Origin of the sequence: Psychroserpens sp. (assembly GCF_036960315.1) — a bacterium.
Classification (GTDB): Bacteria; Bacteroidota; Bacteroidia; order Flavobacteriales; family Flavobacteriaceae; genus Psychroserpens.
The window spans coordinates 391,445-404,951 of sequence record NZ_JBALVR010000003.1; the positions used below are offsets into that span (position 1 = coordinate 391,445).

Annotated in this window: 12 protein-coding genes; 5 read left to right on the forward strand and 7 right to left on the reverse strand. The window is 32.0% G+C overall.

The genetic code is table 11. The features are described 5' to 3' along the window. The first annotated feature begins 5 nt into the window (after positions 1 to 5). The 5 genes from V7719_RS07640 (at position 6) to V7719_RS07660 (ending at position 6,035) form a co-directional block, all read left to right on the forward strand. Positions 6 to 1,964 (forward strand): DUF3857 domain-containing protein, encoded by a 1,959-nt coding sequence (locus V7719_RS07640; RefSeq protein ID WP_335729290.1) that lies wholly within the window; start codon positions 6 to 8, stop codon positions 1,962 to 1,964. Between the two features lie 19 nt (positions 1,965 to 1,983). Further along, complete coding sequence (locus tag V7719_RS07645) at positions 1,984 to 3,942, forward strand: DUF3857 domain-containing protein (RefSeq protein WP_335729291.1); 1,959 nt, start codon at positions 1,984 to 1,986, stop codon at positions 3,940 to 3,942. A 22-nt stretch (positions 3,943 to 3,964) separates the two neighbouring features. After that, entirely contained in the window at positions 3,965 to 4,852 is an 888-nt protein-coding gene (locus V7719_RS07650) for an ion transporter (RefSeq protein ID WP_335729292.1), read from the forward strand. Then, positions 4,803 to 5,756, forward strand: a complete 954-nt coding sequence (miaA, locus tag V7719_RS07655) for a tRNA (adenosine(37)-N6)-dimethylallyltransferase MiaA (RefSeq protein WP_442969064.1) — start codon at positions 4,803 to 4,805, stop codon at positions 5,754 to 5,756. The genes V7719_RS07650 and miaA overlap by 50 nt, the downstream gene beginning before the upstream one ends. Positions 5,757 to 5,843: 87 nt before the next feature. Beyond that, the gene (locus V7719_RS07660) at positions 5,844 to 6,035 is read left to right on the forward strand and encodes a cold-shock protein (protein ID WP_119029192.1); all 192 of its coding nucleotides are present in this window, start codon (positions 5,844 to 5,846) and stop codon (positions 6,033 to 6,035) included. Positions 6,036 to 6,103: 68 nt separating this feature from the next. Here the strand turns inward: V7719_RS07660 and V7719_RS07665 are convergent, their stop codons facing one another. The 7 genes from V7719_RS07665 to V7719_RS07695 all read right to left on the reverse strand — a co-directional run bounded on the left by V7719_RS07665 (position 6,104) and on the right by V7719_RS07695 (position 13,073). Further along, a complete protein-coding gene (locus V7719_RS07665; RefSeq protein ID WP_335729293.1) occupies positions 6,104 to 6,814 on the reverse strand; it encodes a response regulator transcription factor in 711 nt (236 codons plus the stop codon). A gap of 3 nt (positions 6,815 to 6,817) precedes the next feature. After that, positions 6,818 to 8,392: a sensor histidine kinase gene (locus tag V7719_RS07670; RefSeq protein ID WP_335729294.1), complete on the reverse strand. Its 1,575-nt coding sequence runs from the start codon at positions 8,390 to 8,392 to the stop codon at positions 6,818 to 6,820. A gap of 63 nt (positions 8,393 to 8,455) precedes the next feature. Beyond that, on the reverse strand, positions 8,456 to 9,055 hold the full coding sequence (coaE, locus tag V7719_RS07675) for a dephospho-CoA kinase (RefSeq protein ID WP_335729295.1): 600 nt from the start codon (positions 9,053 to 9,055) through the stop codon (positions 8,456 to 8,458). Then, a complete protein-coding gene (locus V7719_RS07680; protein WP_335729296.1) occupies positions 9,052 to 9,942 on the reverse strand; it encodes a YbbR-like domain-containing protein in 891 nt (296 codons plus the stop codon). Before V7719_RS07680 ends, coaE begins: the two co-directional genes overlap by 4 nt. A 67-nt stretch (positions 9,943 to 10,009) precedes the next feature. Then, entirely contained in the window at positions 10,010 to 11,023 is a 1,014-nt protein-coding gene (locus V7719_RS07685) for a glycosyltransferase (protein WP_335729297.1), read from the reverse strand. Between the two features lie 73 nt (positions 11,024 to 11,096). Next, positions 11,097 to 12,662, reverse strand: coding sequence for a T9SS type A sorting domain-containing protein (locus V7719_RS07690; protein ID WP_335729298.1), 1,566 nt, complete (start codon positions 12,660 to 12,662; stop codon positions 11,097 to 11,099). Between the two features lie 195 nt (positions 12,663 to 12,857). Then, the gene (locus V7719_RS07695; RefSeq protein ID WP_335729362.1) at positions 12,858 to 13,073 is read right to left on the reverse strand and encodes a T9SS type A sorting domain-containing protein; all 216 of its coding nucleotides are present in this window, start codon (positions 13,071 to 13,073) and stop codon (positions 12,858 to 12,860) included. Between the last annotated feature and the right edge of the window lie 434 nt (positions 13,074 to 13,507).

Sequence of the window (13,507 nt, forward strand, 5' to 3'; positions counted from 1 at the left end):
CCTTAATGAAATTATTATTACGATGTCTAGTCTTTAGCATTATATTAAACCTACAAGCCCAATCAAGTTTTAATTCTGAAAGTTTCTCTGTTACCAAGGACGATTTAGAACTAAATGTATACGCAAAAGACTCTACAGCCAATGCTTTAATCATTTATGAGACAGGAAAAAGTTATGTGGATAGAGGAACATTCTTACTAAAATCTGAAATAAAGAAGAAGCTTAAAATTTTAAACAGAAATGGATTTGATAAAGCTACCGAAACGATTTATTTATATGGGAAGAGTTTAGACAAAGAACGCGTAAAGAAGATCAAGGCCACAGTTTATAATATAGAAAATGGACAGGTCACGCAAACCCAATTGGATAAAAGTGCCATTTTTGAAGAAAAATACGACGAGAATCGTACACTGGTAAAATTTACATTTCCAAATATAAAAGAAGGTTCGGTTATCATTTATAGTTATACACTGGAATCTCCGTACATGTTTAAATACAAAAGTTGGTACTTTCAAGAAGATATTCCAAAACTATACAGCGAATATAGCCCTAGTATACCGGCTAATTGGGAATATAACATCAAATTAGTTGGCGGAAAAAAGCTCCATACGAATACTTCTTCTCTAAGAAAAAATTGTTTGCAATCTGGTGGTGCTGGATCATCAGACTGTGGTGATTACATATATGTTATGAAAGATATTCCTGCATTTATTGAAGAGGAATTTATGACTACAAAAGAGAATTACATCGCAAGAATAGAATACGAACTAAAAGTGTTTAGAGGTTTTGATGGCAGAATTAAAAGATACACTAAAACATGGAAAAATGTGGAAAGTGAATTTAAAACGGATAATAGTTTCGGTCGACAATTAAAGAAAAGTAGTGTTGTTAAAAATTTACTTAGCGAAACCATAGTTAATGAAACTGATCCCTTAAAAAAAGCAAAGGCTATATTCGAATATGTTCAAGACACGTATACTTGGAATGAGAAATTCAATATTTTTAATGATGTATCTGTAAAAAATTTAGTGCGAGATAAATCAGGCAATGTTTCAGAAATAAACATTCTACTTCACAACCTATTAAAAGCCAATAATATCAGTGTAAAACCTGTCTTACTATCTACAAGAAATAATGGTTTCGCAACACGAATTTATCCAGTAATGTCAGATTTCAACTATGTTATTGTGCAGGCTACCATTGGAGATGAAACCTTTATGTTAGATGCCACAGATGATTACTTATCATTTGGTCAACTGCCTTTTAGGTGCCTCAATCAATATGGCCGTATGTTAGATTTCAAGGAAGGTGGCTATTGGGTAGATATCAAAGCGAATCAATTGAGTTTTAAAAAGTATCGTGTGAGATTAGATATAGATGACGATGAAACCTTAAAAGGGACAATTAAAGGGAATAAAACTGGATATCATGCTTTGAGAGCTAAGAAAAATTATTTTAACAACTCCGAAGACTATTTAAATTATTACATAAATAAGTATCCGTCAGTACAGTTTATAAATCATGAATCGGAAACTATTGATAAAATAAACCCAGAATTCTCAGAAGAATTTGAAATAGAACAATCTATTGAACGTGTTGGAGATAATTTATATATAAATCCATTTTTAATTGAATTTTTAGACGAAAACCCTCTAAAACTGCAGCAACGTACATATCCTATCGACTTTGGCTATAAAAACGCTTTTTTATATTCAGTTGAATTGAATATTGAAGGATATGACGTTGTCGACATTCCAAAACCTGTAAATTTGAATTTACCTAATAAAACAGGAACATTGCTATTTAACACAAGTGTTAATGACAATTCTGTTATCTTATTCTTTAAATTTAACTTCAAAGAAGCCATATATGATTCACCGTATTATGATTCGTTAAAAGACTATTTTGCCTCAATAGTTGAAATTCAAAAGAACTCTTTAATTGTATTAAAAAAGAAATCATAAACTTTTAATATTTTGACAAATGAAATACCTAAGCCTACTTATTCTCTTCTTTTTTGCATCTGCTAACTCACAGTCAAACTTTAATTCTGAAAGTTTCTCAGTTACCAAGGACGATTTAGAACTAAATATATATGCTAAAGATTCAACAGCAAATGCATTAGTTATTCGCGAAATTGGCAGTACTCATTTGAACTCAAGAACGTATAATTTAGAAACTGAAGTTGAGAAAAAAATCAAAATTTTTAACAAAAATGGCTTTGATCATGCCGAAGTGTTTATAACCCTTTTTAAAGAGAGTAAAAGAAAAAAAGAAAGCGTTGAAAGCATTAAAGCAACAGTTTATAATCTAGAAAACGGGACTATTGAAAAAACTAAACTAAAAAAGATATCTGTTTTTGAAGAAGCTGTATCAGATAATTTAATCTCTGTAAAAATTGTATTTCCTAAAGTAAAAGAAGGTTCTGTGATTGTTTATAGCTATACGAAAGTTTCTCCCTTTTTTTATAAATATAAAGGCTGGAATTTTCAAGATGACATTCCAAAACTCTACAGTGAATATAATGCAAGTATTCCTGCAATCTTAGAATACCATGCTAAATTAGTTGGAGATTTAAAATTTACAACCAAAGAATTAAGTATAAAAAAATATTGCTTTAGAGCTTCTGGCAGTGATGGCAACTGTAATGTCAGTAAATATGTTATTAAGGATATATCTGCATTTATAGAAGAAGACTTCATGACGACAAAAGACAATTACCTCGCGAGAATTGAATATGAATTAAAAACGATCCGAGGCTATAATGGAAGAACAAAACACTTAACCAAAACATGGAAAAATGTTGATCGTAAAATCCTAACAGAAACTAGCCTAGGTAACGAATTTATTCGTGTTAATCAATTTGAAAACTTGCTGTCCAAAAAAATCACTTCTGAGACTAATAATTTAGAAAAAGCTAAGATGATTTTGAGGTACGTTCAAGAAAACTATATCTGGAACGGGAACGATCTTATTCTCAATGGGGTTTCAACCAAAAACCTAGTAGAAAAAAAAACAGGTAACGTTGGAGATATAAACATGCTATTACATCATCTCTTAGGCAATAACGACATTCCTGTAAAACCCATTATTCTATCTACTAGAGACAATGGATTTGCTACTGTATTATATCCTGTAATTTCAGATTTTAACTATTTGATAATTAAAGCAGAGATTGATGGAAAAACCTATTTGCTCGATGCAACAGATGAGTATTTATCTTTTGGTGAAATTCCTTTTAGATGTCTCAATCATTATGGCAGAGTTTTAGATTTTGTAAATGGTAGCGACTGGTATGAAATTGGTATAAATGAAGCAAGTCTTGTAGAATATAGTTATATCCTTAATATTGATACAGATCAAAATATGACTGGAAATGTTGATTTTAATGCAAGTAGATACCATGCATTATCTTTAAAAGAAGATTATTTTGAAAAAGAGGAACAGTTTATTGAAGACTTCAAAAATGAATATGACGATATAGAAATTTCTAATTTTAAAGTAACAACTACTGATAAAGCATCGACAAAATTCTTAATTAACTTTGATGTAAATAAGACAACAGAAGCCATTGGTAATAGTATTTACGTCAATCCGATTTTATTTCAATTTTTCAAGAAAAATCCTTTTAAACTACAGGAACGCACCTATCCAATCGACTTTGGTTTTAAGGATACTTATATTTATAAAATAAAAATAAAGATTGACAAGTCCTACAACATAATTGAAATTCCTGAAACAGTTAATTTGATCTTGCCAAATAAAGATGCTTCTTTGATGTTTACAGCTCAAAAAAAGAATAATCAAGTATCGTTATACTTTAAATTATCCTTTAAGAAGCCACTCTATGAATCGCTCTATTACGAAGCATTAAAGAAAATAATGTCTACAGTTGTAGATCTGCAAAACAACTCTCTCATTGTATTAGAGAAGAAAGAATAAACTTTTTAGTACTTTTGATTTAATGAGTTTGAAAAAAACACAACCAAACTGGAAAAATAAACTTCATGAAATTATTTATGAAGCAGACACACCCGCTGGTAAGCTATTTGATGTCATCCTTCTTATTACCATTCTAGCAAGTATTGTTCTTGTTATGCTAGAGAGCGTTAACAGTTTTGACGAAAAATATCATGTCTTTTTAAATGTTTCAGAATGGGTCATTACTATTTTGTTTTCAATAGAATATATCGCTCGTATTGTTACTGTAAAAAAACCATTAAAATATATTCTTAGCTTTTATGGGATTATAGATTTATTATCTACAATTCCGAAGTATATTTCATTAATCTTAGCGGGTTCACATGCATTAGTAATACTGCGTGCATTGCGTTTATTACGTGTATTTAGAATCTTAAAATTAGCACGTTATTTAGGTGCGTCAAACCAATTGGCAAATGCTATTAAAGCGAGTAGAGCAAAGATTGCCGTATTTTTATTTGCTGTTATTATTGCCTCTGTAATCTTTGGTACGATAATGTATCTGGTAGAAGGCGAAGAAAATGGCTTTACTAATATTCCTAAAAGTGTCTATTGGTGTATCGTTACACTTACAACTGTCGGTTTTGGTGATATTGCGCCCCAAACACCAGTTGGACAGTTTATAGCGGCCATAATTATGATAATGGGTTATGGCATTATAGCAGTACCTACAGGAATTGTCTCAGCCGAATATACTAAAGCTGTAAATGATGAGGATGAGGATGATGAAGCTACAATTTCTGATGAAGAGCATGAGCAATTGAAAAATGTTCAACTCAATACCCAATGTTGTGTCAATTGCCTTACTGAAACACATAAAGATGGCGCTGACTTCTGCTATAAATGCGGTTTCGAATTACATCATGACTAAAATACTCATTTCTATTGTTGGTCCAACTGCCATAGGCAAAACGGCATTGAGCATAAAATTGGCTCATCACTTTAATACTGAAATAATTTCGGCAGACTCCAGACAATTCTATAAAGAAATGCAAATCGGCACTGCAGCTCCTACTCCAACCGAATTGGACGCCGCAACACATCATTTTATCAAACACATATCGGTCGACAAATATTATAGTGTTGGTTCATTTGAAAACGATGCGATTGCTAAATTAAAAGAACTACATAACGATCATTCTGTTGTTATCATGGTTGGCGGTTCTGGTCTATATGTAAATGCAGTAACTAAAGGTTTAGATGAATTGCCTAAAATAGACCAATCCTTACGAGAAACACTTAATACAAAACTTCAAACAGACGGACTAGAAGCCTTACAATTCCAACTAAAAGAATTAGACCCAAAAGCTTTTGAAACTATTGCTATTGATAACCCGAAACGTGTTATTAGAGCTTTAGAGGTCTGTTTATCAAGCGGAAAGCCGTATTCTTCATTTTTAAAAGGTGAAGATAAACTAAGAGACTTCAAAACGATAACCATTGGTTTAACTGCAGATCGTGAGATTATTTATAACCGCATCAATAAACGTGTAGATATTATGATGGCAGAAGGTTTAATAGATGAAGTAAAAGCGTTACGACCTAAGCAGCACTTAAATGCGTTAAACACGGTTGGTTACAAAGAAATTTTTAACTATTTGGAAGACCAATGGGACTTCGGTTTTGCTGTTTCAGAAATAAAAAAAAATACTAGACGTTTTGCTAAGCGACAATTGACTTGGTTTAGGAAGAATGAGGAAACAATTTGGTTTGATTATAAAACTGATATCGAAGAGATACTCGACTGCATTAGTAGGCAAATTACGACACCATAAAATAATTAGTTTTAAAAAAAATCATAAAAATTGAAATTTTTAATTAATTAATACTACATTTGCAGCTTAAATAATTTAATATATATTATGAGTAAAGGTACAGTAAAATTCTTCAACGATTCTAAAGGATTCGGATTTATAACAGAAGAAGGAAACAACAAAGAACACTTTGTACACATTTCAGGTTTAATCGACGAGGTTAGAGAAGGTGATGAAGTAGAATTCGATTTAACAGAAGGAAAAAAAGGATTGAACGCAGTAAACGTAAAAGTTATCTAATATTTCGATATTTTTTAAAAAAAAAGCCAATCATAATGATTGGCTTTTTTTATATCTATAATTTACACTTAGGCATCTTGGCTAACTACCAATCTAAATCCTTCTCCATGTATGTTTAGTATTTCAACATTTGGATCTAATTTTAGGTATTTTCTAAGCTTAGCGATATACACATCCATACTTCTAGATGTGAAATAATTGTCGTCTCTCCAAATTTTAGTTAATGCTAACTCACGAGGCATTAAATCATTTTCATGAAGCGCAAGCATACGTAATAATTCGTTTTCTTTCGGAGATAGTTTAATAGGATCAGTACCATTAAATTTTAAGAAACGCAGTTTCGAATTTAAATCAAACCCACCAATCTTAAACTCAAATTGTTTACTATCTGCAATGGTATCTGTAGCCTTACGCTGAATAATTGCTTTTATCTTCATCAAGAGCACCTCACTATCAAACGGTTTGTTTAAATAGTCATCTGCACCAACTTTATACCCTTTAAGTACATCTTCTTTCATAGCTTTTGCTGTTAAGAAAATGATTGGCACATCCGTGTTTTTTTCTCTAATCTCTTTGGCTAAAGTAAAACCATCTTTGTAAGGCATCATAACATCTAAAATACATAGATCGTAATCATCCTTCTTAAATTTTTCGAAACCTTCCATTCCGTTTTTTGCATGAACCACATCATAATCGTTCATGTTTAAATAGTCTTTTAAAACCGTTCCAAAGTTTGGATCGTCTTCAACTAAAAGTATTTTCTTATTTTGCTCTTCCATAATTTATGATATTAGTGGTAGTTTTATTATAAATACGCTACCTTTTCCTTTTTCACTTTCTACTGATATATGACCTTGATGGTCGTCTACGATTCGTTTAACATACGATAAACCTAAACCGTGTCCTTTTACATTGTGTACATTTCCTGTATGCTCTCTATAAAACTTTTCGAACACTTTTTTCTGAACTTGCTTAGACATTCCGTTTCCTTGATCTGAAATCTTAAGCAGTATATTATTGCCTACATTTTCAGTATAAACATCAATTTTAGGAGCATCATCACTATACTTGATGGCATTATCTAAAATATTGACAATCACGTTAGTAAAATGGGTTTCATTTGCTAAAACTGAAGACTTATCTGCTTCCAAATGTAATTTCACAAACCCTTTTCGGTCTTCTACGAGTAACTCAACGTGAGTAATCGCATCTTCTACTAACTCGTGTAACTCTAATCTTTCCTTACTTATATTGAGTTCGTTTTTCTCAAGTTTAGAAATTCGCAATACATTTTCAACTTGAGCATGCATACGTTTATTCTCTTCTTTAATCATTTTTAGATAACGCATAACCTTTTCCTGATCTCCAATAATTTTTGGATTCTTAATAGAATCTAATGCCAAATTAATCGTCGCAATGGGTGTTTTAAACTCATGCGTCATATTATTGATGAAATCTGTTTTGATTTGCGAAATTTGACGCTGCTTGATTAACTGATAAATCGCACTAGAATAGGCTATAATAATTATAGATGTAAATACGATAGATAAGATTATCATTCCTAATAAAGAAGATAATAAATACTTTCTCCGCTCAGGAAAATCTACATATAAGGCGAACTTACTTTTATTTTCATTATCCCGAAAAACGGGAATACCTATAGTAGATTCAGCATCTTTTTCAAAATTCTCAGATCTAATTTTAGTCGATAAATCCTTATCATAAATAGCATACTCAAATGCTGTTTCTATACCACTTATCGAAAATTCAGATTCTAATAACTCAGAAACTTCCTCGTTTGTGATTCGCTTGTATACCGGATAATTCCTATAAACTTTCTTATAGTTATCTTTAAAAATCCTCCTACCAACATCGTCCATTGTACTATAATCAGAGAATGTTTGGACTGGATTCATACTAAGTTGACCATCAATAGTACTACGTTCAAAAATTTTAGTTTCACTAAAATTAGTAATCCTACTAATATTTATACTGTCTGTACCAATGTCAATGAACAATGATGGCACTTTAAAGCTTTCTTCAGAAATTGCATTTCTAAATTGTATTGCTTGGTTGGTCTCTTCATTATAAGATTCAAAAATCAAAAGTTGCTTAATCTCCGAAGTATCAGGTGTTCTACCATTTTCTATAGCTTCTCTATACAGTTTATTATAACTTAGAAGCTCTTTATCTTCAATAGCTTTAGAAACAGAAATTAGAGAACGCTTTACATCTGATATGAATTGCTTCTCTTCATTCTTATACGTATTATTGATAAAAAATGATTGAACAAAAATGATACCTATGAGAGATAAACTCATTAAAACCACCAACAAACTGAATAGCTTTTTGCCCATCGTTCAAATTTAGTATTTTAACATTTAGAACTCTTAGTGTTTAACCTTACATTAACAATTATGTTAATTTTTGAGTTTTTGGATGTTTTTTAGTATAGATTGATGTGTTTTTAACACCTGTTTCTTCGTTGCTTCGAGATCGTCGTTAACAATCACAAAATGAGACATTTTTATTTTCTCATCGTCGCTCAATTGATTATCTAAAATGGTTTCAATTCTTGATCTATCTGTATTATCTCTTTTTATAACGCGTTTAATACGTTCTTCAGTATCTGCAGTTACTAGAACTATAAAATCGTATGCAGAAGCTTTATTAATCTCAAAAATAATTGCAGCTTCCTTAATGACATATGGGGAGTTTTGTCTTTTTAACCAACGCATAAAATGAGAGGCTACTTTTGGGTGAACAATAGCATTCATTTTGTCTAGGTCTTCTTTTTTCTTGAAAATTTTTGAAGCGATAAAAGGTTTATTAAGTTCTTTACCTATATACGCTTTTTCTCCAAAAAGTGCAATAAGTTTTCTTCGGATCACTTTAGACCTCACCATAAGTTTTTTGGCCTCAACGTCTGCTATATATACAGGAACATCCAACGCTTTAAAAAAAGCAGCCACTGTAGTCTTGCCACTACCTATTCCTCCTGTAAGTCCGACAACCATCATTTTATAATAATGTATTCTACTTTATTTTGTTTCATTTTGGCAGATTTGACCTTATCTGAATTAATTATAAGCTTTGGCACAAAAAACGAAGCGCCTGCTTCTATGGCTTCATTATAATCACATTCAATTTTAAAATCGTTTGGCTTAACCTGCTTGTAATCTTTTAAACTAAGGTAATATGAAACCTTTATATACTTCGGGAAATAATTAATTTCTACTGCATTCGGTTTATTTAAAATGGCTAACGGAATTTCAAATGTACCTTCTGTAAATTTTTCAACATTGGTTTTAATGGTAACCTTTTCTTCGGAGAGTTTTAAGCGTTTTGATTGATTGGATAACTCAAGACCAATAGTTGTGTTAATGTTGGTTTTAATATCATTTAAATCCAATAGCATGGTCTCAATAAATTCAATATTGGCAATTTCTTCTTCTGCGCCAATGATTTTAACCGAATCTGGTATGACTTCTACTTTTTCCAAAGTATCATATCCTATAGCATAATTTATCTCAGACTTTAAAACCACTGGTACGGACTTAACGCTCAAGGTTCCAAAAGGCAAAATTAATGTATCTGGCTTTACTGATATGATCTTGACAGATTGACCTAACTGACCTTGCAAACTATAGGAGCCTTTTTCAGCAGTCCATATATACGTATTATCTTTTTGTGAGGTGATATTTTCAAAATCCAGCTTGTAAGTGTAGTTCTGGAAATAATAGGACAACAAATTAAAACCATGAGTAGAAACTGTAACATTAACTTTTGGAGTGCTATCTAAAGTAATAATTTTTGTCTCAGGTAAATTTTGATATGTCACATTAAAAGGAATGGTCTCTACATAGGTTTCTGAAAGCTTGGTAACAACCAATATCAAAAATGCCATTAAAAAAAAGAGGCCGAAAACATTGAGTCTTTTGTTTTTAACTGACTGTAATAACTTTGATTTGATACTATTTAACATTTTTAAAAAATAATTTTGGAAAATGTTGCTGTGGATTTTTCTTTAAAATCGAAATGGCAAAAGTCGACTTTAAAAAGCCATAACCATATCCAAAGAACTGAATAAAAATAGCTAAAATAGATTGAATAGCCACACTTAAATTTCTGTTAGAAATTAATGATAAAATAAATGCGATAATTAGATAAATACCATATCCTAAAAGCGGCAATCTATATCCAATAAAAAACAGTACAATAGCTATCATTAAACCTAACATAAACAAGGTTGGAAACCAATATGTTATTCGTTTGGTTTTAGGATGCCATTGATTAAGAATTGGCCTTACTAGTCCGAACTTATGAACTTGTGTATAAAATTTCTGCCATGATACACGCCTTTTATGATACACAAAAGCATCTTTTATCAATACCGTTTTATAACCTAAACCATTTAGCCTTATCGATAAATCTGGATCCTCACCAGGATGTATTATCCCATAACCACCAGAATCTAAAAAGGCCTTCTTAGACAAGCCCATATTGAAACTACGTGGTTCAAATTTCGCATCGCTAGCTTTACCTCCTCTAATTCCACCTGTTGAAATAATAGAGGTCATTGCAAAGTTTATCGCTTTTTGAAGATTAGTAAAAGATTCATGAGCAGCATCAGGACCTCCAAAACAATCTACATATGTCGATGACACGTACGAATGTACAATACTCAAATACTGTGGTGGTAATAAACAATCTGAATCTAGAATAATAAAGTAATTGTTCTTTGCCTTTTGCATTCCATAATTTCTGGAATCTCCTGGCCCAGAATTGGGCTTAAAGTAATAAGAGATGTCTAAATCTGTTTTAAACGTTTCGACAACCGACTTACAATCAATAGAAGAACCATCTTCAATAATTACAATTTCATATAAAAAATCACCTTCTAGAGCTTTAAAACTATTAAGTAGTTCTTCAACCTCATCAGGCCGATTATATACGGGAATTATAAATGAAAACTGTAATGCGTTCATACCTTACAAAGGTAAGTAAACAAAAAACAAAAGCCACCTTAAAGGTGGCTTTTGAAAACTTATTTATTAAATCTTACTGCTTAATAATTCTAATTGTTTCTGTTGCATTACCAATAGTAACTTGTACGAAGTAAGCACCTTGGCTCATTCCGTTCATATCGATAGTGCTTTCTAAACTATTAGGAGCAGTTCTAAGAATTTCTTGTCCTAACATGTTATATACAGCTACGTTTTGAATATCCTTTTGAGCAGCACTTAATGTTAATACATTTTTAACTGGGTTAGGGAAATACGTAAATGCATTTGGATTATCAACAGCATCTACAGTTAAAGCTGGAACAGTTAATGACACATCAAATGTACCTACACCAGTTCCAAATCCGTCTATTACAAAATAATAAGTAGCGCCATCAGTTAAACCAGCAACTTGAAGATTAGCCTGAAGACCAGAACCATCACCCACAACATCAGCATCATCATCTTCATCACAAGCCACTTCAACTACACCAGTAGTTAAATCTGCACAATTTGCAACAGTAAATAATGTAATTTGAGTATCGTTTAATGAACCATCACCAGCTAACTCTTCAGTTTGAATTAAAACTTCACCTGTAGCAGGAGCTACAAAAGAAAACCAAACCGTTTCACTAGCAGAAGGTGTACCAAAATAACATCCACCTGGAACTTCACCAGCTTCAATAGTAGCCGCTACATTGGTATAAAATGCACCACTCGACGCATCTCCAATATTTAGCGGAATTGCAGCACAGGCGTTGTCATTTGCAGGCGGTAAAGCAGGCGTAGAAAACGCTGTTCCACCAGACCAATCACTAAATCCAGCTGAATCACAATTAGATCTTACATAAAATACATAATCACTAGCAGGCAATAAAGTAGCTTCAGAGTCTAATAAGACTCCAAAACCTGTAGAACTAGAGAATAAGAATGGATCCATAGTTGGATCACCACCTGGCGCTAAAATTCCCCATTCAAAACCTAAAGTTGCAGTAGGCACATCAAGCCATGAGAAATCTGCAGACATCGGTGATGTTGCTATTGCTGCAGCTCCAACTGGTGTAGAACAGGTAGGCGTTGGTGCAAACGTAAGTGCCCAACTATCAAGACTACCAATATCTCCTCCAGCATCATCACAAACTAATAGGTTCCAAACGCCATCTCCAGCAGTAGTACCACTATTAAAAGCAGCTAAGGCTTCTAAAGGCGCAAATGTTCCAGTAAGAGGACTCGTAGCTCCCGTTGGTAATGCACTAGCTCCATCTTGAAGAACAAGATCAACAAAATCATCTCCGCTTCCACCAACAGCATCTACTAATAATACTGTTACAGCTCCTGATGGATCTTGTAAACTAACAGTAACATCAGCATTCCATGTATGCGTTACATTAAGTGTTACGCTTGCTAAAATGTTAGTTGTACCAAGAGTACCTACAGCAGCAACTGCTGTTGAAGGCAAAGTTAATTCATCAATAGTACCACAAGTGGCACCTGTACCTCCGTTTCCATTTTGCATATCTGCAGGGTAAGTAGCTGGATCACTAACAGAATCAGATGTGAAAGTTTGAGCAAAAGTCAAACTACTCATCATAGCAAATAATAAAATAAAAGTAATTTTTTTCATATTTAGTTGAATTTAATTAATTTAAGTCTTAAAAATATGATAATTCTCTAACAAAGTCAAGCGAAAGTTATATAATCGATTAAACACTGATAATATCGACATAATACGCACATCTCTTTGTCAGTCAAAGCCTTAAAAAAAAGACCTCGCTTCAATGAAGCGAGGTCTCATTATTAAATTCAATTATCTGTTTTGTTATTGCTTAATAACTCTAATAGCTTTAGTTTGATCTCCTATAGACACCATAACTATATAAGCTCCAGATTGCACATTAGACATATCAATGTTTTGGATTGTATTTTGGCTGTCAACACCAATAATACGTTGTCCTAACATATTAAATACTTCTATAGTATCAATTGGTCTTGGTGAGTTTAAAGTTAATAAATTAATTAGTCCGTTATAAGTTATTCATATTAAAAGCTTTACGTCGAAAAAAGACTTAATAAAATATTAACAATTCGATGAATCATAAAAAAAAAGCCGATAAAATACCTGAGTGTTTTTATGAATACTTCATTATTTGGCTAAATAATTATCATAATCATACTTTTTATAACGATTTAATATGAATTACACAATACAAAAGTCGAGATACACCGTGTTTAAATGTATTTTGTCTAATCGACGAATTTATATTAGATTATTGTCCTTCAATACGTTTCAGAATAAAAATCACGCCACCTTTAAACACAAAAAAGCCGATGCAAAAACATCGGCTTTTTTAATAAAATTTATGAGTTCTTATTGATTATGAACGAAACGAAACTAATGCTTTTAATTAAAGCATTATCTATCATAGGTATAAAAAAGCCACCTTATAAAGGTGGCTTTTTAATCTAAAC

Excerpts from the sequence above, each read along its gene's own strand:
- V7719_RS07645 (WP_335729291.1), top strand. The coding sequence starts at position 1,984 with ATGAAATACCTAAGCCTACTTATTCTCTTCTTTTTTGCATCTGCTAAC.
- miaA (WP_442969064.1), top strand. The coding sequence starts at position 4,803 with ATGGCGCTGACTTCTGCTATAAATGCGGTTTCGAATTACATCATGACT.
- V7719_RS07680 (WP_335729296.1), bottom strand. The coding sequence starts at position 9,942 with ATGGCATTTTTGATATTGGTTGTTACCAAGCTTTCAGAAACCTATGTA.
- V7719_RS07690 (WP_335729298.1), bottom strand. The coding sequence starts at position 12,662 with ATGAAAAAAATTACTTTTATTTTATTATTTGCTATGATGAGTAGTTTG.
- V7719_RS07650 (WP_335729292.1), top strand. The coding sequence starts at position 3,965 with ATGAGTTTGAAAAAAACACAACCAAACTGGAAAAATAAACTTCATGAA.
- coaE (WP_335729295.1), bottom strand. The coding sequence starts at position 9,055 with ATGATGGTTGTCGGACTTACAGGAGGAATAGGTAGTGGCAAGACTACA.
- V7719_RS07660 (WP_119029192.1), top strand. The coding sequence starts at position 5,844 with ATGAGTAAAGGTACAGTAAAATTCTTCAACGATTCTAAAGGATTCGGA.
- V7719_RS07640 (WP_335729290.1), top strand. The coding sequence starts at position 6 with ATGAAATTATTATTACGATGTCTAGTCTTTAGCATTATATTAAACCTA.
- V7719_RS07665 (WP_335729293.1), bottom strand. The coding sequence starts at position 6,814 with ATGGAAGAGCAAAATAAGAAAATACTTTTAGTTGAAGACGATCCAAAC.
- V7719_RS07670 (WP_335729294.1), bottom strand. The coding sequence starts at position 8,392 with ATGGGCAAAAAGCTATTCAGTTTGTTGGTGGTTTTAATGAGTTTATCT.
- V7719_RS07685 (WP_335729297.1), bottom strand. The coding sequence starts at position 11,023 with ATGAACGCATTACAGTTTTCATTTATAATTCCCGTATATAATCGGCCT.